Source organism: Cellulophaga sp. 20_2_10 (assembly GCF_023476645.1).
GTDB lineage: Bacteria > Bacteroidota > Bacteroidia > Flavobacteriales > Flavobacteriaceae > Cellulophaga.
Map to the genome: position 1 here is coordinate 240,139 of NZ_JAMCOJ010000005.1, position 23,037 is coordinate 263,175.

The window sequence follows — 23,037 nt, forward strand, 5'->3', positions numbered from 1 at the left end:
AATACAGACATTTTTTAGTTTTTTAGTTATTCATATTTATGAGATTATTTTTAGTAGTTGCGGTTGCTGCATCCCTATTAACGGGATGCAAAGACCATCCAAAAAAAATACAAAAACAAGTTTGGACAGATGAAGCCCTAATGGACACTGTACAAAAACAAACTTTTAGTTATTTCTGGGAAGGCGCAGAGCCAACTTCAGGTTTGGCTAGAGAACGCATACATTTAGATAGCATTTACCCGTCACACGATAAAGATATTATAACAATTGGCGGTTCTGGTTTTGGACTAATGACAATATTAGTTGGTGCAGAACGTGGTTATATTACCAAAGAAGAAGCGCTTATTCGATTTGAAAAATCAGTTTCTTTTTTAGAGAAAGCAGACCGTTTTCACGGTGCTTGGCCACATTGGTTATTGCCTTCTGGAAAAGTTGCTCCTTTTAGCACGTATGATGATGGTGGAGATTTGGTAGAAACTGCCTTTTTAATTCAGGGTTTACTAACTGTAAAAGAATACTACGCAAATGGTAATGAAAGAGAGCAAAAACTAGCTGCACAAATTCAGAAACTTTGGGAAGAAGTAGAATGGGATTGGTATACAAAAGGCGAAAATACCTTGTACTGGCATTGGTCTCCTAATGTAGAATGGAAAATGAATTTCCCCGTTGGTGGTTATAATGAAGCTTTAGTAATGTATGTGCTAGCTGCTGCATCACCAACACACCCAATAACAAAAAAGGTATATGATGAAGGTTGGGCTTTAAAAGGAGAAATTGCAAAAGACACAACTTTTTACGGTCTAGAAACGGTACTTAATCATTACGAGCATGATGCATCACCTGTTGGCCCTTTATTTTGGGCACATTACTCATACTTAGGCTTAAACCCAAAAGGATTAACAGATGCCTATGCAGACTATTGGAAACTAAATGTAAATCACGCTAAAATACAATACAACTATGCTGTAGACAATCCTAAGAAATACAAAGGATACGGCAAAAAAATGTGGGGATTAACATCTAGTTATTCTATAAACGGTTACGATGGTCATAGACCAGATAACGACTTAAGTGTAATATCACCTACAGCTGCGTTATCTTCTATGCCATACACACCTAAAGAAAGCTTACAATTCTTGCGCTATATGTACACAGAGCAAGATTCTCTTATTGGCAAATATGGTCCTTACGATGCTTTTAGTTTAGAAAAAAACTGGTCTTTACCGCGTTATTTAGCTATAGATCAAGGTCCAATTCCTGTAATGATAGAAAACTACAGAACAGGTTTATTATGGAATTTATTTATGAAAAATAAAGACTTACATAAAGGATTAGAAAAATTAGGTTTCTCTACAACACACAAAAATGACAATTAAAAATAGTCTTTTTACAACACTACTTATACTTTTAATTATCTCTTGCAAAAGCGGAGATGATTACGAGTATACTCCAATTGAGTTTCCTACTGATGACGATCCTATTTCTACGCCTACGATAACAGACGAGGAATTGCTAGATATTACTCAGGCTGAAACCTTTAACTATTTTTGGGATTTTGCTGAGGTAAATTCTGGTGCAGCAAGAGAGCGTTATCATCCTAACGACCCTAATAACAGTAAAAATACAGTTACCACAGGTGGTACGGGTTTTGGTATTATGGCACTTATTGTAGGTGTAGAAAGAGGATTTATAACAAGGGAACAAGGATTAGATAGATTTGATAAAATTTTATCTTTTTTAGAAAAAGCAGATCGTTTTCACGGTGCTTGGCCACATTGGATTAATGGTGAAACTGCTAAGGTTTTACCTTTTAGTGATTTAGATAATGGAGGAGATTTAGTAGAAACTGCCTTTTTAACTCAAGGTTTAATCTGCTTAAAAGAGTATTTAAAAAACGGCACAGATGCAGAAAAAGCATTGGCTGTTAAGGCAGATCAACTATGGAAAGGAGTTGAATGGGATTGGTACACAAAGAATGAAGATACGCTGTACTGGCACTGGAGTCCTAGCAATAATTTTGACATAAACTTAGAATTAAAAGGATACAATGAAGTACTAATTACTTATGTTTTAGCTGCTGCTTCACCAAATTATTCAATTTCTAAAGAGGTATATACAAACGGTTGGGCTTCTAATGGTGGTATTGCATCACCTAACACAAAATATGGTTTTCCTTTACTGGCAAAGCACGCTGGCAACCAAGAGTATGGCGGTCCCTTATTTTGGGCACATTACTCCTACTTGGGTTTAAACCCAAAAGGTTTATCAGATGCATATATAAACTATTGGAACGTAAATACAAATCACGCTAAAATAAATTACAGCTATAGTGTAGAAAACCCAAAGCAGTTTGCAAATTATGGTAAAGATTGTTGGGGATTAACAGCTAGTTACACAAGAAATACAGATGGTACCATTGGTTACAATGCTCATAGTCCGTCTAACGATACAGGTGTAATATCGCCAACAGCTGCAATAAGTTCTTTGCCGTATACACCAACAGAATCTATGCAGGCATTGCATTATTTTTATAAAAACAAAGACAAATTATTAGGGCCTGCTGGTTTTTATGATGCGTTTAGTCCAGAATATAATTTTTGGGTAGCAGAGCAGTATTTAGCCATAGACCAAGGACCTATTATTCTTATGATAGAGAATTACAGAACAGGATTACTTTGGGATTTGTTTATGCAAAATACTGATGTAAAAAATGGTTTAGACAAATTAGAGTTTAGTTATGCGAATTAAAAAAGTAAGCACATTTCTTCTTTTTATTCTTATTGCTTTTTATGCAAAGGCACAAGGTACAGAAGCCTACCAATCAAAACATTTTATAAAAGACGCAGATACTTTGTTGTATAGAGTTTTGTATCCAGAAAATTTTGATGAAAACAAAAAATACCCCATACTATTGTTTTTGCACGGTGCTGGTGAACGCGGTAATGATAATAAAAAACAGTTAACACACGGCAGTATATTGTTTACCTCTAGCAAAATTAGACAAGACTATCCTGCTATTATAATTTTTCCGCAATGTGCAGAAAATGATTATTGGTCTAAGGTGAAAGTAAACCGAAAAAAGAGTCCTATAGGTTTAAAGTTTAAATACAAAAAAGGGCCTACAACGTCGTTAGCATTAACTATGGAATTGTTGGACAGTATTACTGCGCAAAAGTATAGCAACAAAGACCAAGTTTATGTAATGGGACTTTCTATGGGCGGTATGGGAACGTATGAGATTTTATCTAGAAAACCCAATACGTTTGCCGCGGCCATACCAATTTGTGGTGGTGGAGATCCTAAAACGGCTAGTAATTATGCTACAAAAACTCCAATTTGGACTTTTCACGGAGCAGAAGACAATGTTGTTAGCCCACAAGAGTCTTTAACTATGGTTTCTGCGATACTAAAAGCTAATGGCAAACCTAGATTTACCTTATATGAAAATGCAAACCACAACAGTTGGGATTCTGCCTTTGCAGAATCTTTATTATTGCCTTGGTTGTTTTCTCATTCTTTGAAAAAATAAACATCAATCATAAAAAAATACAAACCCTCCATAACACGGGATATAAAATACAGCATATGAAAAAAACAAATCTACTCCTAGTACTCGCCTTTTGTAGCGGTTTTTTAGCAATAGGACAAACTAAAGTTCCGTTTATAGAGGACTTGCTTGCTAAAATGACAATTGAAGAAAAAATTGGACAATTAAACTTAGTAACCCCAGGTGGTGGTATTGCCACTGGTTCTGTTGTAAGTAGCAATGTAGAAGAAAAAATTAAAGCCGCTGAGGTTGGTGGTTTGTTTGGGATTTCTGGACCAGAAAAACTAAAAATAGCACAAGATTTTGCTGTAAATGAAACACGTTTAAAAATTCCACTATTCTTTGGGTCAGATATTATTCACGGTTATAAAACAACATTTCCTATTCCGCTTGGCACAGCATCTAGTTGGGATATGGATTTGATAAAAAAAATGGCTGAAACTGCCGCAAAAGAAGCAACTGCAGATGGTATAAACTGGAACTTTTCTCCTATGGTAGATGTAGCTCGTGATCCACGTTGGGGAAGAATTGCAGAAGGTGCGGGTGAAGATCCTTTTTTGGGCTCTGCTATTGCAAAAGCAATGGTACACGGTTACCAAGGGACAGATTTAACAGCTAAAAATACTATGATCGCTACAATTAAGCATTTTGCACTTTATGGCGCTGCAGAAGCTGGTAGAGATTATAATTCTGTTGATATGAGCAGAACAAAAATGTTTAATCAGTATTTACCACCGTACAAAGCAGGTATAGATGCTGGCGCGGCTAGTATTATGACCTCTTTTAACGATGTAGATGGTATTCCTGCTAGTGGTAACAAATGGTTACTTACAGATGTACTGCGTAAAAAATGGGGTTTTAAAGGTTTTGTAGTATCAGATTACACGTCTGTAAATGAAATGATTGCGCACGGACTTGGAGACTTACAAGATGTATCTGCTTTATCTTTAAAAGCTGGTTTAGATATGGATATGGTTGGCGAAGGTTTCTTAACCACACTTAAAAAATCTTTAGATGAAGGTCGTGTTACTGAAGAAGAAATTACCAATGCCTGTAGACGAATTTTAGAAGCGAAATATAAACTTGGGCTTTTTGATGATCCGTACAAATATATTGATGCAAAAAGACCTAAAAAAGATATTTTAACCAAAGAAAATAAAACCTTAGCAAGAGATGCAGCTAAACGTTCTTTTGTATTATTTAAAAACCATAACAACGTATTACCACTTAAAAAAACAGCAAAAATTGCACTGGTAGGACCACTAGCGAACAATAAAAATAATATGCTCGGTACATGGGCACCTACAGGAGACCCGCAATTATCTATTCCTGTATTAGAAGGTTTTAAAAATGTTGCACCAAAGGCAAAAATAACATACGCTAAAGGAGCAAATATTACAGATGATGCTGAATTAGCTAAAAAAGTAAATGTTTTTGGTACACGTGTAGATATTGATAAACGCTCATCTGAAGTCCTTTTACAAGAAGCTTTAGACCTAGCAAACACATCTGATGTTGTTGTTGCTGTAGTTGGTGAGGCATCAGAAATGAGTGGTGAGGCAGCTAGTAGAACAGATATTTCCATTCCTACTAGTCAGAAAAAACTAATACAAGCACTAGTTAAAACAGGCAAGCCAGTTGTTTTGGTATTAATGAGCGGTAGACCACTTACTATTGAAGAAGAATTTAATCTTCCTGTTGGTATTCTTCAGGTTTGGCATCCAGGCATAGAAGCTGGTAATGCCATAGCCGATGTTGTTTTTGGTGATTATAATCCGTCTGGAAAACTAACTGCTACGTGGCCAAGAAACGTTGGACAAATTCCTATTTATCATAGTATAAAAAATACAGGTAGACCAGCACCAACTGAAGCATTTGAAAAGTTTAAAAGCAACTACTTAGATGTTAAAAATACTCCTTTACTGCCATTTGGTTATGGACTTAGCTATTCTTCGTTCGAGTATTCTAACATTAATCTATCCAAAAAAGAAATTATAAAAGGAGAGGATGTAACGGTTTCTGTAACTGTAAAAAACACGGGCAATTTTGATGGTGAGGAAGTTGTACAACTCTATTTAAGAGACGTAGTACGTAGCATTACACCGCCAATGAGACAATTAAAAGGATTTAAAAAAGTATTTATTAAAAAAGGTGAAACAAAAAAAGTAGATTTGGTACTTACTGCCGATGACTTAAAGTTTTACAACAGCAATTTAGATTTTGTTGCAGAACCAGGAGATTTTGAACTTTTTATAGGTACAAACTCTAACACACAGTTAAAGGCAAGCCTAACGCTAAAATAAATTGTAATGAGCAGCTTAAAACTAACTATTAATAAACGTTTTGCACTACTATTTCTTGTACTGTTAACAACTGGTATAGGCCACGCCCAAACTAGATACGAGCAAAAAGTATTTTCTGAAGTAAAAATGAAAACGTATAGTTATGCAGATACTTTAAAGTTAGATTTTTATAGCTACAAAAAAGATACAGTCACAAAAAAACCTTTACTAATTTTAGTTCACGGAGGCGGTTTCAGTGGGGGAAAACGCGATAATCCAGCAGAGATAAAATTTTGTGAAGATATGGCAAAAAGAGGCTACGCTGTAGCCTCTATGAGCTATAGGTTGGTACGTAAGGGCAATCCGCTTGGTTTTGGATGTAATTGTCCGGCTGACCAAAAAATAGAAACTTTTGTATCTGTTTCTAGAGATATTTTAAAGGCTACGCAGTATTTAGTTGAGAAGAGTGACAAACTTGGGTTTAACCCATCTAACATTATTCTTGTTGGCAGCAGCGCTGGCGCAGAAGCTGTTTTAAACACCGTATTTATGAAGAATGAATATGCATTTAAAAAACTGCCCTACACCTCTGTAAAGTATGCCGGAGTTATTTCTTTTGCTGGTGCCATTGTTAATGCAAACTACATTACCAAAAAAACGGCTATACCAACAATGCTTTTTCACGGTGTTAAAGATAATTTAGTGCCATATGCTACAGCACCTCATCATTTATGCGAAGAAGATAAACCTGGTTTTATTATGCTAGATGGCTCTTATACTATTGCACAAAAATTAGAAGCCTTAGATATTGCACATACACTTGTTGTAGACAAAGAAGGTACGCACAACTGGGCTGGCATACCTTATGCCTATACAGATCTTATTGCCAAATTTATAAAGCAAAATGTTCTAGATAAAAATAATATACAAAGTACTATTAAGGTAAAGCACAAAAATTAATACACCATAAAACAAAAGCCGATGCTTACACACCGGCTTTAAACTGACTTAAATTAGATTAATAAAGAACAATTAATCTAGTACAAATGTTACTGTTTTTATAGTCTTACATGTTAATTTAATATCAAAGTTGTATTAACGTTTTACGCAACTGCCTCTTCTTTAGTTACTATTTTGTTTACAATAAGTGCAATAGCACCATCACCAGTAATATTTGCGGCTGTACCAAAGCTATCCATTGCTATATAAAGAGCAATCATTAATGCCTGTGCTTCTGCATTAAAACCCAACATTGTTTGTAATATACCAACAGCAGCCATAATTGCACCACCAGGAACTCCTGGAGCAGCAACCATAGCTATACCAAGCATCATTACAAAACCTGCAAACATTCCAAAATTAAAATCTAAACCTTGCATAAGCATTAAGGCTACTGCACAAGCAACAATTTTCATTGTGCTACCTGCCAAATGTATGGTTGCACAAAGCGGTACTACAAAATTAGCAACCTTAGGAGATACTCCGTTTTTTTGTACTTGTTGTAATGTAACCGGTATAGTTGCCGCAGAAGACTGCGTACCCAAAGCCGTTAAATAGGCAGGTGCCATATTTAGTAATGCTTTTATTGGATTCTTTTTTGTTATTGCACCTGCAATAACAAACTGTACTAGCATTAGTAAAAAATGCATTATAAAAATGATTCCAATAATTTTTAGGAAAACACTTAGTACAGACTCTACCTGACCATTATATGCAATTGCAGAAAAAATACCAAGAATGTATAAAGGAAGTAAAGGAATAATTACCTTTTCTATCACCATCATTATTATTTTTTGAAAATCATTGGCTACCTTTTTTAAACTACTGTCTCCTTGTGATGCCAATCCTAAACCAATTACAAAAGCTAAAACTAATGCCGACATAACATCTAATACTGGCGGAATTGTTATGGAGAAAAATGGACTTAATTTTTCTACACCTTCACCAACGTTTTCTACCGTTTGTGGTTCTATAAACGAAGGAAAAAAGCTTGATGCTACAAAATAGGTTGAAAACCCTGAGAATAACGTAGAGCCATATGCTATACCAGCTGTAATAAGTAATAGCTTACCAGCTCCTTTGCCCAAATCCGCAATTGCAGGCATAATTAAGCCCAAAATAATTAACGGAATGGCAAACCCTAGAAACTCGCTAAAAAATGCTTTAAAAGTATTAAAAAAACGGTTTATAGATTCTGGTAAATACAAACCAATAAGTATACCTAAAATGATTGCGATAAATACTTTAAACAGTAGGTTTGATGTAATTTTTTTAAGCATAATTTAGTTTTGTTGTTTGTAAGAAACACAAATATAGCCTAAGTAAATTACAACAGAATTTTATACGCTAGTAAATTTCTATTTCTCTAAATTGATAAAAACTACTAATCTAAAGAAAAAGAAAAGTCGTTAAATGTTTCTGTACTCCACGCTAAATGCTTGGTTGCTGGTGATGCGGCAAATAAAGGAGAAAACGTATGTACTTGTACTGTTTTACCATCTGGTAAAAACTCTAGTATTCTTAACCAGCCATCACCACCATTACCCTGCCAGCCACCGCCCATAGCTTGGGCGTTAAATGCCATTTGACTCACTTTCTTACCTGCCTTGTTTTTATCTTCTTTAAAGCCTACGTGTGCTTTAAAATCATCTGCACCACCTATATGACCAGAAAAGACAAGCTGTATATTTTTAGCCGGCTCAACTAATTTTTGCCAAACAGCCTCTCCATAATTACCATCCTTTATTGGGTAGTTTTCCTTTTTTATACGCTGGTTTTTAGAGTTTAAATACGAGTGTGTAAGCAATGCTATCGTATGGTCTTTGAATTTCTCTTCATCAACAACATCTTTTGCCCATTGCACAATAGTATCTCGTGGAGCAAACTCTAAGGTCATAAATAAAAATTTACGCCCGTCTGGAGCTGTAAAATCGAGTGCTGAATTTTCTAAACTAGGATGTCCTTCTGCGTTTTTACCTGCTGCGCTAAGCAATTTATAGTTTGCTTGGTTTTTATGTGCAGGGAAATAGGTATTGTAATTAGAACCCCTATGCTCTACTTTTTTGTATCCATAATCGTGATTGCCTGTTGCTAATATATATGGTACTTGTCCATCTAGTCTACCAAACATTCTAGATACAGCCAACCATTGTTCTCTACTTGTCTGGTTTCCGTTTTTACCGTCTGGAACAATCATGTCATTTTGTTCTACCAAATCTCCGGTACACAACACCATTTTTATATTTAAAGAATCTATGTTTTCGCTAATCCAAGCGGTCATTAAATCTAACGTTCCTTGGTTGCGTTGGTACTTTACATAGTTTTGGGTATCTGGCACTAAAATTAGTGACCAAGAGTTAGGGTTAGATAGCTTTGGAGCTTCATACTTTTTTTGAGCCTGAACAGGTTGCTGTACTACTGTTACTAAAAATGCTACTATTAGATATTGATAAACCTTTTTCATTCCAACGAAATTATGATCAACCTTAAAAAAGATTGATTGCTTTATTTTGGCATCAAAAATAAATGAAAAAATAATTTACTGGCTATTAAAAGAGTTTTTATTATTAGAATACATCGGCACATATTTATCTATTATATAGGGCGTAATAACTCTTAATGTTTTACCTGTAACTGGGTGTAATCCTGGGCTAGAAAAATACTCTATTTTATCATTGCTTTTAACATACCAAACTAATGGTTTATTAGTTACTTCATCAAAAAAATTAGTAACCATAGTAACCTCAACTTTTTTAAAATTTTTAAATTTATTCTTATCATACGGTAAAACATGAGTCCTATATTCTGGTGGTAAATTAGTAGTACAGTCTATTAGCTGGTACTCCGTTTTTACCCAAATCATACATTTTTCTATTTGGCTACTTGGTGGTTGACTAAAAAAATAAACAGCTCCTCCTAAAGCACAAATTAACAACACAATAATTAGTAGAGCACTCCTCTTATTCACCTTATCATCTCTTGTAGATTTTAAAGGATCTGTTGTACTTTCTTTAGGCTTTTTACTTACCAAGTTATCTGTTATATACTCCTCATAATTATTATATCCTAAGTATTTGCACAAAAGGCTGACACTAGAATCTCCAATATTCTTATACTTAGATTGCTTATTGCTTACATATTTATCATAAGCTCTCTCTAAAGTCTTGGAGCTTAATGTTGTTTTATCTGCAATATGCATAGCCAGTGCATACCTAGAATGCGAAGGGATTTCACTTTCTGCTTTTTTAAATGATTCACTAACAATCTCTTTTAAATAATTACGCTCCATTACTTCAAAAATACAAATTATCAATTAGACAAAGTACAGACACAACCCTCTACAAACGCTGTAAACATTGGTGTCTGCTAATTGTCTTACATAAGTCCCTAATGTGTCTATAACAAAACTTTCTTATTCAATTTACTTTGTCCCAAGATTGGTTTTACAGCTGTGTGTTGCTAACATAGCTATTCTAGAAAAATCTTTCTTACGGAAATCTGTAATGCGGTTGGTAATTAGCCGGTAGAGAAGTAGTTAAAAACTGCTGCATTACAATTTCTACTTCTCAAAAACAAAGGAGTAATCCTAACATTTTAAATGGTTGTTGCAACCTAAAAAAAACTTTCGAACAACGAATCGGACAGCAACGCCTACGCCTAAAAATTAAAAAAAATAAATTATGAAAAAAGTATGTATAGCCTTAATGGCACTAGTTCTTAATATGTCTTTATTTTCTTGTACTGTAGATGCAAGCGATGCCCTATACGAAACACAAGCAACTGAGGGTGATGAGGGAGAAGATATTCCTTTACCAGAACCTCCTCCAATACCTGATACTGGAAACTAACAATGTTTTGATCCACACCTTTTGGTGTGGCTCTTTTTTTTGAATACATTTATGCGAAAAATATATTTTGGGTAAATTCTTTGTATTTATAGTAGCACTCGTATTCCTTTCCTGTACTACAAAACAGAATAATACTACGTCCAGTACGGCATCCAAATTAGACAGCGTCTCTTTTTATCTTAATAAGTTTACCGATACAAAACTTAAAACTTCAGAGAAACTAAAGATAATTAATAAAGCCTATAATCTGATAAGATCTACAGATTATGATTTGTATAATATTGTTTTGACTCAAAAAATATATATGCATTTTGCTCTGCAGGAGTATGATAGTTTGATGTTTTATAGTAACCTACACATCAATCATTCTAAATATAAAAAAGGCAAAACAAATTTAGGAAACACCTATTACTTAAAGGCCTATTACTTTAATGCAATAGCTAATAATATAGACAGCGCCTTTGTAAATTACAATTTATCTAAAAACCAGTACAAAGCATTTAATGATAGTAGTTTAATAGGTAAAAACCTCATTAGTATGGGGATGATCCAAAAAAACAAAAGTGATTTTTTCGGTAGTAAAGAAACCATTACTGAAGCACTGCATTATTTAAAACCAAATAAAGATAGTACAACTGTTGCCCTTGCTTATAGTACATTAGCTGGCAACCACAGGAAATTATTAAATTTTGACGATGCAGAACTGTACTATAAAAAAGCTTTTAGTTTAGCTACCAACCCTGAAACTATTCTTAAATACAAAAATAATTTAGCCGCTTCTTATATAGACAACAAAGAGTATCCTAAAGCAATTGCATTATTAACTAAAGTTCACAAAGACCCATTAACAAAAATAGAAGAAAAACAAGCTGCTAGAGTACTAGACAATTTAACCTATGCCAAATGGCTAAGCGGTAGTAAAGATAATATAGAGGCAGACTTGCTAAACGCTTTACAACAAAGAACCAAACATAAAGATCTAAAAGGTAAAATTGCCAGTTACACACGTTTAGGAGAGTTTTATACCAGTACAGATCCTAAAAAAGCATCTGCTTATTTAGATTCGGTTATTGCATTATCTAGAGTGATAAAAAACCCTAAAGCTGAAAAAGACGCACTAGGATTTTTAATTAGAGTGCATCCTAAAAATATAGATTTTAGAGATCGATATTTGTTTTTACAGGATAGTCTTTATGCAAATGACTTAAAGGTAAAAACCCAATTTGCAAAGTATAAGTATGATGATACCTTAAAAGGAGAATCTATTTTGCGGCTTGAAAAAGAGAAGGCCCAAAATGAGCTAGAACTGACCCAACAACGGGTACAAAAACAGCGTTATAGTATTGGCATTATGGTTCTTTTACTTGGTTTGTGCTTTGTATTTTACTTTTACATACAACGTAACAAAAGGCTAAAGCAACAAAATAAATTAGATAAATTACAAGCTACTTTAGAAACCGAAGCACAACTCTCTAGAAAACTACATGACGATTTTGGCGCAAAAATAAATCACGCAATGGTTTTAGTACAAAACAATACGGAAACAACAAAGGTTTTAGATACTTTAGAGGATTTGTACAAGCAAAGTAGAGATTTTTCTAGAGAAATAAACGATGTAGATACTGGTGATAATTATAAAGACCATTTATATGGCATGTTACAACAAAACAATAATCCTGACATAAAACTAGTAATTACTGGTGGTAAAAATATAGACTGGACTATTGTAAATAAAATAAACAAGACGGTGCTTTATAAAGTGCTTAGAGAACTTTTAATAAACACAAGTAAACACAGTAAGGCAACAGCTATTAACATCAGCTTTAAACAAACCCCTAAAAATTTAGAAGTTATATGTTCTGATAACGGCATTGGAGCATCTAAAAAAGCACTAAATACAAAAAACGGACTACTGAATACGGAAAAACGTATTAAAGCTATAAACGGAACAATTATATTTGAAACCAAGAAAGACAAGGGTTTTAAAACCTTAATTAAAATTTCTAATTAAAAAATAGCCGTTTTATGTTTACAAAAGTGCTAATAGCAGAAGATTTTCAGGACACCAATAATGGTATAGTAACCGCCATCACAAAAAAACTATCTATTGCCGAAATTAAAGAGGAATTGTATTGCGACAAAGCCTACAACCGCGCTGTAGTTGCCCTTAACAACAACGTACCTTTTCAGCTTTTAGTAACAGATTTACAATTTAAAGAAGGTTATGCAGACCGTAAACTTACCTCTGGTATAGAACTTATAAACGCCATTAAAAAAGTACAACCCAATATTAAGGTTATTGTAAATTCTATGGAAGATAACCCTACAAGAATTAAAGCACTTTTTAAAGAGCAAAAAATAAATGGTTTTGTTTGTAAAGGTAGAGAAAACCTAAACGAGCTTATGACCGCTATACAAGATGTGTATGATGGTCATGACTATATTTCTCCACAAATAAATAGGAACGCTAACAATACAATTATTGAGTTAGATGATTATGATTTTCTTATTTTAAAAGAATTAGCAGAAGGTTTAAGTAAAAAAGAAATTGTACTAAAATTTAAGCAAAATAACATTACGCCAAATAGTGAAAGTACTATAGACAAAAGAATTGGTAAGTTATTTGATGATTTTGAAGCAAAAAATACAACACATCTAATTGCTAAACTTACTAGAGACGGAATTATTTAATTTATAGACTCCTATTTACTAATTAATAGAAAACTTTAAAAAAACAGGAAGGTGATCTGATAAGTTTCTTCCTGCTTCCAAATTATTACAGGTTTTAATAAAATCTATAACCTTACTATCTATCTTGTTTACCACTTTAGAATAGAAAATATTATCTATTGCGTGGTTTACGTACTTACCATTAGGGCAGGTTTTCTTTAATGTTGTTTTTTTATTGGAAAGAGCTGCAGTGTATCCTCCCTTTTTTAACGTATTAAAAACTACTCCTTTTTCATTTACATTAAAATCTCCAACAATTAGGACTGGCGCAGAAAACGAGTCTAACACGAACTTAGATAGGGCCTTTATCTCCGTTTCTGGGTCTTTGTTGTAAGGCCTAGAATGAAAATTAAGTATTGTAAACTTTTCTTTACCTAAGTAAAAGTCTAACAAAAAAGGTTCTCTATCTACTTCTAAATCTAGCTCCTTTACCAATCGTCCTCTATTTTTAATTTTAATATGTTTTGTTTTCCAAATAAAGGCATAACGCTCTGTTACATATTTAGAGCTGTTGGTGGGGTTGCTAATTACATAATCCCACTTACTGCCTTTTCTATTTAAAGCGTCTGCAAGTTTTGCAACCGCTTGTGCACCACCATAGCCTGCAACAACTTCTTGTATTGCTAGAATGTCTGTATCTCTAACAATTTCTGCTATTTTATCTAGTTCTTCACTATTCTTTGTCTTTCCAAAATCTCTAATATTCCAAGAAACTAATTTAATTTCTTCTGTTTGCGAGAAGACAGCTAAATGAATTACAACAAAAAATAAAAATGATAATTTTTTTAACATCTATAATTTATTTTAAATAGCTAAAGTAGAAAAAAAGTCTGCTCACCCTTTACGTAAATACGTATTTACCATTATCCTTACGGATATCCGTAAGGCTTAATTATTTTATGGTTCTAAATTTGTCTTGTTATTACTAACATATATAACACAAATGGTATTAGGTCTGCTTGCTAAAAAGGTAATGGGGGAAGTTATCCAATTTAGTAAGTAAGGCCTTTACTTTACGTAATTCCATAATCTAATGTCAGTTATTGGTATAAATTTATATTCTCTACGCACAACTACTATGACTAAGCCTTACTACGAAGTAAAAAAGACTATTACCAATAGGTTTTACTTTAACCTTAAAACAAGTGAGGATGAAATATTATTATATGGCGAAACTTGCAAAACTCTTAACCAATGTAAGCAGCAAATAATCTTTATTAAACAAAACGCATACGATTATGATTGTTACCAAAGTAAAATAACAAAAACCAACAGGTACTATTTTAACCTTTTGCAGAAAGAAGATATTATACTTGGACAAAGTAATAAGCACAACACTTTGGAAGAAAAAGAATTAGCAATTGCTTCCGTAATGTTATATGCTACTGTTGCTACAATTAAAATTTTTAATGAGGCTGAATAAAACTAGTACTCGCAATTATTCTACACCACTGCCTATAAGATATTAAATTATTTACAAATCCCACAACAGAGGAAGTACATAATAGACCATTATGCTTAAAACGAGTATTGATATTATATTCATCCAAAATCCAGACTTTATCATGTCTATTATTTTTAAATAACCAGAACCAAATACTACTGCATTTGGAGGTGTTGCCACAGGGAGCATAAAAGCACATGATGCCGCTGTAGTTGTTGCTACAATTAAGATAAAAGGATTTACATTTAATGTTAAGGAAATTGGAGCTAATATTGGTAATAACATAGCTGTTGTTGCTAAGTTTGATGTTACTTCGGTTAAAAAATTCACAGCAACTATTACAATTAGAACTAGTAAAAAAAGTGATACTCCAATTAATAAATCTACCTGACTGCCTAACCATATAGCCAAACCTGTTTCCTGAAAACCAGCAGCCAAAGCCATTCCTCCGCCAAAAAGTAAAATTATTCCCCAAGGTATTTTTACTGCATCTTCCCAAACAAGAATTCTATTTTTCTTGTTTTTTGCAGGTAAAATAAATAAAATAACAGCTGCTCCCATTGCAATAATTGTATCATCTATACCCGGAATTAAAGGTTGTAATATAAAAGAACGCATGATCCAACACAAAGCAGTTGCTATAAAAACAACCAATACTATTTTTTCTTCAAATTGCATTGGACCTAACTCTTTTATAAGTCTATTTACCTCTTCTTTACCGCCAGAAAATTGCTTTTGCTTAAATTTAAAAGCAACTCTAGTTAAGTAAAACCATGCAATGGTTAATAACAGTATCGATATTGGCAATCCAAACTTAAACCATTGTCCAAATGTAATTTCTATTCCATATGTTTTTTCTACAAAACCTGCCATTACTAAATTGGGAGGCGTCCCTATTAAAGTTGCAATACCACCTATAGAAGCAGAATATGCAATACCTAGCATTAATGCTTTTCCAAAAATAGAGTTTTCATTCTCTGATGTTGTAGGGTTGTCTTTTAGTTGAGACACAATAGACATACCCATTGGGAGCATCATAACTGAAGTTGCCGTATTAGATATCCACATAGATAAAAACGCTGTGGCAACCATAAAACCAAGAATTACTTTATATACATTAACGCCAATAACACGAATAATATATAACGCTATACGCTTGTGTAAGTTCCATTTTTCTATTGCTATCGCTAAAAAAAACCCACCCAAATACAAAAACACATATTTATCTCCGTAAGCCGCAGTCGTATCTGCTATTTTTAGAATATCTGACGTAGGAAAAAGTAATAAAGGCAATAATGCTGTTACTGCAATTGGCACCGCTTCTGTAACCCACCAAATGGCAATCCAAAGCGTAACACCAAGCATTAAATAAGCACTCTCTGACATCCCTTCTGGGGCATCAAAAAAAGTTAAAACAGCAAAAGATAATGGTCCTAATAGTAGCGCTATGGTTTTTTTGGTAAGGGTCATTTTATACATATAAGTTATTAAAGGCTGCCAATACTTATGCAATAATTGCATCTAGAGTTTTATTATCCAAACACAATAAACCATACTGAAAAGAGTATGGTTTATTTGTTTTGTTATTGATAAAAATACGCTTCCTAATTGGAAGTTACATCTTCTGGGTTATCTAACCAATAAAGTAAGTAAGGAATATTATTTGCATGTGTCCAACCAAAAACTCTTAATCCTTGATTTAGATCCCAAATGGCAATTTTACCTTCATCTTTTGGCAATCTAGATATTTTTAACATTGCCTCATTATATTCTTTCTGAGTTGTGTTTTTGTCTATGTTTAGTGGTAGTTTTGATACCTTAAGCATTTCTGCTCTTTTCTTAGCTTCATTTAAAAAAGATTTATTTCCACTTAAATCGTACCCAATAACTAATGGGTAAATTGTTGCTAAATAAGACTCCATTTTATGGTTTAAAGGAGGAATATTTTTCACCCATCTAGCATGATCTACAAGTGCCTTTTTTACTTCTTTACTTCCTGTTAATTGGTAATACTTATATAGACCTTGCGCTACATATGTTTGTGAGTAACCATATCTGTCTAACAATAAATTACCACCTTGTTCTTTTTGTAATTCTAAAAGAATTTTTACTCTATCATCTAACTCTACTTTATATTTTTCAAGCTTCGTTGCATCATACAACTCTACTAAATTAAGTATAGATAAATAGAGTCTTCTTCCTCTAAGGTCATGATCTCCCCAAATTCTATTTAAATAAGTGTCTCCTGTCATTTTAGCTACTTCTAAGGCTCGTTGGTCACCTGTTATATAATAAGAGGCTATCCAACCTTGGATCCATACATGGGCGCTTAGTAATGCCGACCAATGCTCGTCTCCATGTCTACGACCAATACCTAAATACGGAGTAGATTCTGGTTCTCCTTCATAATTCCAAAAATCTATAGCATCATTAATTTCACCAACATATGTTCTTTTTCTAGGCCAATGAATATTATCTACATCCATAGTATGCTTACTCATACCCTGAGCCATATGGTAATATTTTGGATTACCTGTTCTCATAAAATTTGTCCAAAGGCTAAAATCTACTGTAGGCTCGTTATTTGTCCACATATGCCACTCGTCTTTAAAGTAATACGTTTTTATATCACCATAATCAAAAATACTATACCATGATTCCCATTCTTGGTTAAAGGCCATCCAATCATATTTATACTGTAATGCATTCTCAAATTCTGGATATTTTGTACTGTACGGTGCCATTTTACCATAAACTTTAGACGCTGTATACCACTCTGGATTTGCGTGTGCTATTGGTGGGTCTAAAACATAATCCATAGTTAACTCTATATTCTCTATTTTCTCTGCTGTATGAAAATAATAGATAAACTCTGTTGTTTTAGTTATCCCTTGTGCAAAATTACCAAGCATACCACCGTCTAATTTTGTGTTTTTTCTTTCAAAACTCATAGCATCTATACTAGATGGCCATACATAGGCATTCACCGTATTTGTTTTTGGATCTATTTCTAGTTCTTTAGGGTATTCTTGTAAAAAGTTTTTTATACCAACACTAATACCTTTTGATGCATCAGAAACATCTACCCATCCTTTAGCTCTTTGCGCCTTTGCCTCTTCTTTTTTACCCTTAAAAATGGTTGCGTTAAAACCAACTTCTCTTTGCGTTGGAGTCGATTTTTCACTTTTCTTATTTTGTCTAGGCCCTGTTTGTAACACTCCCATCTTTTGGTTTGATACTTCTGCAGTATACAAATCGAACTCCTTATCTGTATTTAAATCTCTATCTTGATTGGTAGAGGTTGCAAATTGTACTTCTTTATCTAAATGATATTTAAATGTTAGTCCACATCCTGATATTTGATCATTAGGTTGTGTCCAGCCCTTATCATCGGCAGTATCTTCAGAAACAATAAAATCTTTTTGTGTTGCTATATTACTATGCTCCCCTTTTTGTATTTTATGTTTATCTGGTACACCTGTATAGGTAAGTGTATGTAAAACTTTTATATATTTTTTGCCAGCATACGTATGTATTCTCATAGAAAACGGAGAATCATTATTATCTTCTTTATTATATTTATATGTGCCTTCTACCCTAAAAATAGCATGTAGTGGCCCAGAACCAACTTCTCTAAAAACCTCGTTTACTGTAGCCTTAGATAAATCTATACCAGAATCGTCTAAAATATCTAAAAAGGTCCCTCTAGAGTCTTCTGGAGCAGATGCTATTAACTCATTATCAGAGAATTTCTTATCGTTATTACGATCAATATAAACCTCATCTAAGAATCCGTGTCCCTTTTTATTAATATTAAATTGTAGTGCACCAGTGTTAACGGTTATTCCTCCCTGTGGTCTCATATTATTAACAGACACTATTCTATCTTCTGGTTCCATAGCATAAATACCATCCCCGTATTCTAAGGTATAATTTGTATTTTCATCAGCAAAAAAGAAAACCCAAATCCATTTTATACTATCGTCTGCAGGTTTCCAAGAAGTTACTTCTGTTGTCTGACATACAATTTCTTTGCCTTTACTATTTAACAACCTTACGTTATCTATAGAAAAAAGTTCTCCTTTAGGAAACGGAATACCTAAGGTTATTGGAGCTCCTTTTTTATTGTTTTCAATTTTAATAGGCACTTGTTTGCTTACTGCCGCAGTACAACCTACAGTAATAGCCAGAACCAATAACAAGAATATTTTATTTCTCATAATTTTAATGTAAAGTATTATTATTTATTTGTTTGGAAGCATAAAGAGGCGGCCCCTAAAATTGCTGATCCTTTTGTTTTTGAAACTTCTATGGTTAAATCTTCTATTTGTTTTTGATACGCAAAACTTTCTAAGCTTTTAAACATCTCTTCTTTAAATAGTGGAAAAGCTTTACTAATAGAACCTCCCAGAATTATTGTATTTGGAGCAAACAAATACAGGATGCTTTTAATTGCTTCTCCTAAATGCTTGCCATATTCATTAAATGCTATTAGTGCAGTTACATCTCCACCTTTAGCTTTTTCCGCAAGTTTTTTGGCCGTAGACTTGTAATGTGCTGTAAAAAAGAAACTACCTGCGTAATCCTCTACAATGCTATCCTTATAGGCTAACATTCCTATTTCGCCAGCACCGCATAAAACCCCATTATAAAGTGCATTATTAATAATAATACCCATACCTAAACCTGTTCCTAAAGAAAGGCCAATCATGTTCTCTCTAGTCCTTATTTTGCTATATGTAAATTCTCCTAGAGCAAAACAATTGGCATCATTATTAATAAAAACAGGTATATTAAATTCTTTTTCTAAAAGCTCTTTTAAATTAACTTTTTTCCATGATTTTATATTTTGAACATCGTAGACAATCCCTTTTATTGGGTCTACTACAGCTGGTACTCCAATACCTATAGCAACAACACTAATTGTTAAATTCTGTCGAATTATTGTATATAAATTTTCTAGTGTTTCTTCTGCGGTAGCATCACTATCTACAAAGGTTGTATCTTCTTTTTTTAGTACACTACCTTGTACTAAACCAACATTTATTGTGGTTCCTCCAATGTCTACTCCTAACACTTCTGCTTCCATACTTTTAGTTTTCTTTTTTTAAGCTAATCGTTTTATTATTTACCAGCGGATTGGCCCAAAAACCTATAGATAAAATAAATAACAACGGAAGTATTAAGAAAAACATCCCAGCTCTAAGACTCATCAATTCTCCTAACCAACCAACTATAAATGGGACTATTGCACCACCTGCAATACCAGTACATAAAATTCCTGATAATGATCCGTGGTGACTTTTTACAGAGTTTAGTGCCAAAGAGAAAATAATAGACCACATTACCGATATAAAAAACCCAAGTAACGGAAAGGCAATTAATGCCACTTCTGATGATCCCGTTATAGCGAGTACAATTGTAATAATGGTTATTAAAGTTGCATAGATTAATAGTTTACGACTGTCGATAAATTTTAATAAAAGCAGCCCCAAAAGACAACCAACAGTAAGCATAGCCCAGAAATAAGCTACGGTGTCTGCACCAATAGTTTGCGGATCTATATTGTGGTATTCAAATAAAAACTGAGAAATCCAATTTCCAATACCTTGCTCTGTACCTACGTAACAGAAAATACCTAAAAAATATAATAATGTCCACTTATTCTTTAAAAGACTTAAGTAAGAACTTTTATCACCAGCTTTTTCATCTTCATTTTTTTTAACCTTTGGGTATTTTACAAAAAAGACAATTAAAAGCATGGCAAAAGCAATTAGTGAAAAAACAAAATACAATGCTACCCATGGTAAGTTTTCTGGAACATAACTTCTTAATAAACTAGCGACACCTTGTGTACTGGGATCGTCATTATTAACTAAGTATTTATACAAGTATGGACTAGCAAAAGAAGCCAAACCAAATACAAGTTGTGCTAATACAGAATTAAAGGCAAAATGTTCTTCACCACCTGCCACTCTAAGCATGGGGTTTATTACAACCTGTAATACCGCCATACAACTTCCTAAACTAAATAGTGTAATTGTAAAAGTTATATAACTAGGATTAAAGGCAAACAAAAACGAGGCTAACATCATCACAAAAAATGAGGCTACTAGTAGTGTTTTATCGCCATACTTTTCTGCTAAAAAACCGGCAGGAATAGACATTATACCATACGCGATAAAGAATGAAAACGGCAATAAACCTGTAAGGGTTAAACTTAGATCAAAACTCTGCTTTACATCTACTATTATAGAGTTAAGGATATTTGTTATAAATGATATAACAAAGAAAACTAACATAACCAATAGGATTATATGGTAGAACTTCTTTGTTGTTTTGCTTTGGCTGTTCATACTGGTTTTAATTTGGTTTAATTAGCGATCTCTAGTATTATTTTAACATTGGAAAATAATATTTTATTTCTTCTTCTGTAGGTTGTTTACCGTATTCACATATCTCAAAAAACTCTACATTTTTTACCTTAGAAGCATCTGTTTTAGGGTACCATCTTTTTAAAGCATCTACTCCTGTTTTATCTAACTTTTTTTCTTTTAGATATACTTTTTTCATCCAATCTAAACGCTCTTGTTCTCCTTTAGGAATATCATCTTCGTTCATCCCCATAGTCCAAGGCATCCACTCAAAAACCTGAGATTCATGTGCGGCAAAAGCCCTTTGCTTTTTATCCATAACATCATCTATAACAATAGCTATATCTTTTGAAAAAGGATATGGTTTTTGAAAACCATCTTGCATGTATAAAAAGATTGGATTTTTCTTTAATGGTGGAGTATCTGGCGTAACGTTGGGTACTATTACTAAATATGCAGCATCTTGCACAACTATACCCGCATTTCTATGATCTGGATGATAATCGTTAGGTCTTAAACCCAAAACAATATCTGCATCCCATTCTCTAATTTTTCTAATTACCTGATGTCTTACATTTAAGGTTGGTATTAATTCTGCATCATGATTGTCTAGCACATCATATTCTACTCCTAAAATTGCTCCTGCTTTTTTAGCCTCTTCTCTTCTTCTTTTACCCAATACGCCACCTCCCATATTTTGGTGTCCCGCATCGCCATTTGTAAGTGCTAAAAATTTTACCTTATGTCCTAATTGTGCATACAATGCAGCCGTACCACCAAACTTTGCATCACAATCATCTGGATGAGCACCAATTGCAATAATTCTTAACGGTTTATTTGTTTTTTCTTGGGCATAAGAGCCAAAGCTAATAACAGCCATAAGTACTATAAATGTTAGATTTTTCATTATCTCTATATTTTAATTATTCAACATTGGAAAAAGTACTCTTATTTCCTCATCGGTAGGTTGTTTACCATACTCACATATCTCAAAAGCTTCTGCATGCATTGCTTCTTTTGCTTTTTTATGTCCGTACCATTTTGTTAAAGAAGCCCTTACGTTATCAGATATTGGTCTGCTCCATTCTTTAATAAGAAATTCTCTTTTTTCCTTTTCTTCTTTTGGAACCTCAGCAAGTTTGCCTTCGGTCCAAGGAAGCCACTCATAAAATTGAGAACTATGCGCATCTAAACCATCCATTTTTGTATCAAAAACACTTGTAATATCTACAGCTATATCTGCTTTAAATTCGTTTGGTTTTTGAAAATGATCTTGTAAATAAAGAAAAACAGGATTCTTCTTTAAGGGTGGTGTATCTGGCGTAACATTAGGAACAATTACTAAATATGCAGCATCTTGTACTAAAACACCTGTATATCTATGGTCTGGATGGTAATCTACAGGTCTGTGTGTAAGTACAATATCTGCATCCCATTTTCTAATTTCTCTAATTACCTGATGCCTTACTTCTATTGTTGGGAAAAGCTCACCATCATGATTGTCTAGAACGGTATATTCTATGCCCAATCTTTTACCGGCTTCTTGTGCTTCTTTTCTTCTAATTTTAGCCAGGTTACCACCTCCTTTAGCATAATGACCCGCATCTCCGTTTGTTACTGAAACAAATTTAACTCGGTGTCCCATTTTTGCAAACAATGCGGCCGTGCCACCTATTTTATTATCACAATCATCTGGGTGTGCGCCAAACACTATAATGTTTAACTGTTTTTTTGGTTTCTCTTGTGCAGAAACATTAGATAAACTACATACAATACACAATGCAACCATAGTTTGAATAATCTTGTTTTTCAA

19 protein-coding genes are annotated in these 23,037 nt (G+C 33.5%); 9 read left to right on the forward strand and 10 right to left on the reverse strand.

Features of this window, described 5'->3' with window-relative positions; translation table 11 throughout:
* Positions 1-38: 38 nt before the first annotated feature.
* The 5 genes from M4I21_RS11775 to M4I21_RS11795 are packed head-to-tail and all read left to right on the forward strand — an operon-like array spanning position 39 to position 6,789.
* A complete protein-coding gene (locus tag M4I21_RS11775) occupies positions 39-1,376 on the forward strand; it encodes a glucoamylase family protein (RefSeq protein WP_249559361.1) in 1,338 nt (445 codons plus the stop codon).
* Positions 1,366-2,748, forward strand: a complete 1,383-nt coding sequence (locus M4I21_RS11780; RefSeq protein WP_249559362.1) for a glucoamylase family protein — start codon at positions 1,366-1,368, stop codon at positions 2,746-2,748. Before M4I21_RS11775 ends, M4I21_RS11780 begins: the two co-directional genes overlap by 11 nt.
* Positions 2,738-3,529 (forward strand): carboxylesterase family protein, encoded by a 792-nt coding sequence (locus tag M4I21_RS11785; protein WP_249559364.1) that lies wholly within the window; start codon positions 2,738-2,740, stop codon positions 3,527-3,529. The genes M4I21_RS11780 and M4I21_RS11785 overlap by 11 nt, the downstream gene beginning before the upstream one ends.
* A 56-nt stretch (positions 3,530-3,585) precedes the next feature.
* Positions 3,586-5,850, forward strand: coding sequence for a beta-glucosidase BglX (gene bglX, locus M4I21_RS11790; RefSeq protein WP_249559366.1), 2,265 nt, complete (start codon positions 3,586-3,588; stop codon positions 5,848-5,850).
* A 6-nt stretch (positions 5,851-5,856) separates the two neighbouring features.
* The gene (locus M4I21_RS11795; protein WP_249559368.1) at positions 5,857-6,789 is read left to right on the forward strand and encodes an alpha/beta hydrolase; all 933 of its coding nucleotides are present in this window, start codon (positions 5,857-5,859) and stop codon (positions 6,787-6,789) included.
* A gap of 143 nt (positions 6,790-6,932) precedes the next feature.
* Here the strand turns inward: M4I21_RS11795 and M4I21_RS11800 are convergent, their stop codons facing one another.
* From M4I21_RS11800 to M4I21_RS11810, 3 genes are all read right to left on the reverse strand, one after another.
* A complete protein-coding gene (locus tag M4I21_RS11800) occupies positions 6,933-8,108 on the reverse strand; it encodes a dicarboxylate/amino acid:cation symporter (RefSeq protein WP_249559369.1) in 1,176 nt (391 codons plus the stop codon).
* A 104-nt stretch (positions 8,109-8,212) separates the two neighbouring features.
* Positions 8,213-9,292, reverse strand: coding sequence for a metallophosphoesterase (locus M4I21_RS11805; protein ID WP_249559370.1), 1,080 nt, complete (start codon positions 9,290-9,292; stop codon positions 8,213-8,215).
* Between the two features lie 75 nt (positions 9,293-9,367).
* Complete coding sequence (locus M4I21_RS11810) at positions 9,368-10,117, reverse strand: hypothetical protein (RefSeq protein WP_249559371.1); 750 nt, start codon at positions 10,115-10,117, stop codon at positions 9,368-9,370.
* 391 nt (positions 10,118-10,508) lie between these two features.
* Between M4I21_RS11810 and M4I21_RS11815 the strand changes: the two genes are divergently transcribed.
* From M4I21_RS11815 to M4I21_RS11825, 3 genes are all read left to right on the forward strand, one after another.
* Positions 10,509-10,676 carry a hypothetical protein gene (locus M4I21_RS11815; RefSeq protein ID WP_249559372.1) on the forward strand — a complete coding sequence of 56 codons (168 nt, stop codon included), beginning with the start codon at positions 10,509-10,511 and terminating at the stop codon, positions 10,674-10,676.
* Between the two features lie 304 nt (positions 10,677-10,980).
* Positions 10,981-12,687: a tetratricopeptide repeat-containing sensor histidine kinase gene (locus M4I21_RS11820; protein WP_249559373.1), complete on the forward strand. Its 1,707-nt coding sequence runs from the start codon at positions 10,981-10,983 to the stop codon at positions 12,685-12,687.
* 14 nt (positions 12,688-12,701) lie between these two features.
* Positions 12,702-13,367, forward strand: coding sequence for a DNA-binding response regulator (locus tag M4I21_RS11825; RefSeq protein WP_249559374.1), 666 nt, complete (start codon positions 12,702-12,704; stop codon positions 13,365-13,367).
* 18 nt (positions 13,368-13,385) lie between these two features.
* Here M4I21_RS11825 and M4I21_RS11830 read toward each other — a convergent pair whose 3' ends face one another.
* The gene (locus M4I21_RS11830; RefSeq protein ID WP_249559376.1) at positions 13,386-14,198 is read right to left on the reverse strand and encodes an endonuclease/exonuclease/phosphatase family protein; all 813 of its coding nucleotides are present in this window, start codon (positions 14,196-14,198) and stop codon (positions 13,386-13,388) included.
* 286 nt (positions 14,199-14,484) lie between these two features.
* Between M4I21_RS11830 and M4I21_RS11835 the strand changes: the two genes are divergently transcribed.
* The gene (locus M4I21_RS11835) at positions 14,485-14,829 is read left to right on the forward strand and encodes a DUF1508 domain-containing protein (RefSeq protein WP_249559377.1); all 345 of its coding nucleotides are present in this window, start codon (positions 14,485-14,487) and stop codon (positions 14,827-14,829) included.
* Between the two features lie 51 nt (positions 14,830-14,880).
* Here the strand turns inward: M4I21_RS11835 and M4I21_RS11840 are convergent, their stop codons facing one another.
* From M4I21_RS11840 to M4I21_RS11865, 6 genes are all read right to left on the reverse strand, one after another.
* On the reverse strand, positions 14,881-16,320 hold the full coding sequence (locus M4I21_RS11840; RefSeq protein WP_249559378.1) for an SLC13 family permease: 1,440 nt from the start codon (positions 16,318-16,320) through the stop codon (positions 14,881-14,883).
* A gap of 134 nt (positions 16,321-16,454) precedes the next feature.
* Positions 16,455-19,070: an exo-rhamnogalacturonan lyase family protein gene (locus M4I21_RS11845; RefSeq protein WP_249559379.1), complete on the reverse strand. Its 2,616-nt coding sequence runs from the start codon at positions 19,068-19,070 to the stop codon at positions 16,455-16,457.
* A 20-nt stretch (positions 19,071-19,090) separates the two neighbouring features.
* Positions 19,091-19,939 carry an ROK family protein gene (locus M4I21_RS11850; RefSeq protein WP_249559380.1) on the reverse strand — a complete coding sequence of 283 codons (849 nt, stop codon included), beginning with the start codon at positions 19,937-19,939 and terminating at the stop codon, positions 19,091-19,093.
* Positions 19,940-19,943: 4 nt separating this feature from the next.
* Positions 19,944-21,206 (reverse strand): MFS transporter, encoded by a 1,263-nt coding sequence (locus M4I21_RS11855; protein ID WP_249559382.1) that lies wholly within the window; start codon positions 21,204-21,206, stop codon positions 19,944-19,946.
* Positions 21,207-21,243: 37 nt separating this feature from the next.
* Complete coding sequence (locus M4I21_RS11860; RefSeq protein WP_249559383.1) at positions 21,244-22,131, reverse strand: PIG-L deacetylase family protein; 888 nt, start codon at positions 22,129-22,131, stop codon at positions 21,244-21,246.
* 12 nt (positions 22,132-22,143) lie between these two features.
* A complete protein-coding gene (locus M4I21_RS11865) occupies positions 22,144-23,013 on the reverse strand; it encodes a PIG-L deacetylase family protein (RefSeq protein WP_249559473.1) in 870 nt (289 codons plus the stop codon).
* Positions 23,014-23,037: the final 24 nt, after the last annotated feature.

Coding starts and splice junctions, on each gene's coding strand:
- M4I21_RS11775 (WP_249559361.1), top strand. CDS start 39: ATGAGATTATTTTTAGTAGTTGCGGTTGCTGCATCCCTATTAACGGGA.
- M4I21_RS11780 (WP_249559362.1), top strand. CDS start 1,366: ATGACAATTAAAAATAGTCTTTTTACAACACTACTTATACTTTTAATT.
- M4I21_RS11785 (WP_249559364.1), top strand. CDS start 2,738: ATGCGAATTAAAAAAGTAAGCACATTTCTTCTTTTTATTCTTATTGCT.
- bglX (WP_249559366.1), top strand. CDS start 3,586: ATGAAAAAAACAAATCTACTCCTAGTACTCGCCTTTTGTAGCGGTTTT.
- M4I21_RS11795 (WP_249559368.1), top strand. CDS start 5,857: ATGAGCAGCTTAAAACTAACTATTAATAAACGTTTTGCACTACTATTT.
- M4I21_RS11800 (WP_249559369.1), bottom strand. CDS start 8,108: ATGCTTAAAAAAATTACATCAAACCTACTGTTTAAAGTATTTATCGCA.
- M4I21_RS11805 (WP_249559370.1), bottom strand. CDS start 9,292: ATGAAAAAGGTTTATCAATATCTAATAGTAGCATTTTTAGTAACAGTA.
- M4I21_RS11810 (WP_249559371.1), bottom strand. CDS start 10,117: ATGGAGCGTAATTATTTAAAAGAGATTGTTAGTGAATCATTTAAAAAA.
- M4I21_RS11815 (WP_249559372.1), top strand. CDS start 10,509: ATGAAAAAAGTATGTATAGCCTTAATGGCACTAGTTCTTAATATGTCT.
- M4I21_RS11820 (WP_249559373.1), top strand. CDS start 10,981: ATGCATTTTGCTCTGCAGGAGTATGATAGTTTGATGTTTTATAGTAAC.
- M4I21_RS11825 (WP_249559374.1), top strand. CDS start 12,702: ATGTTTACAAAAGTGCTAATAGCAGAAGATTTTCAGGACACCAATAAT.
- M4I21_RS11830 (WP_249559376.1), bottom strand. CDS start 14,198: ATGTTAAAAAAATTATCATTTTTATTTTTTGTTGTAATTCATTTAGCT.
- M4I21_RS11835 (WP_249559377.1), top strand. CDS start 14,485: ATGACTAAGCCTTACTACGAAGTAAAAAAGACTATTACCAATAGGTTT.
- M4I21_RS11840 (WP_249559378.1), bottom strand. CDS start 16,320: ATGACCCTTACCAAAAAAACCATAGCGCTACTATTAGGACCATTATCT.
- M4I21_RS11845 (WP_249559379.1), bottom strand. CDS start 19,070: ATGAGAAATAAAATATTCTTGTTATTGGTTCTGGCTATTACTGTAGGT.
- M4I21_RS11850 (WP_249559380.1), bottom strand. CDS start 19,939: ATGGAAGCAGAAGTGTTAGGAGTAGACATTGGAGGAACCACAATAAAT.
- M4I21_RS11855 (WP_249559382.1), bottom strand. CDS start 21,206: ATGAACAGCCAAAGCAAAACAACAAAGAAGTTCTACCATATAATCCTA.
- M4I21_RS11860 (WP_249559383.1), bottom strand. CDS start 22,131: ATGAAAAATCTAACATTTATAGTACTTATGGCTGTTATTAGCTTTGGC.
- M4I21_RS11865 (WP_249559473.1), bottom strand. CDS start 23,013: ATGGTTGCATTGTGTATTGTATGTAGTTTATCTAATGTTTCTGCACAA.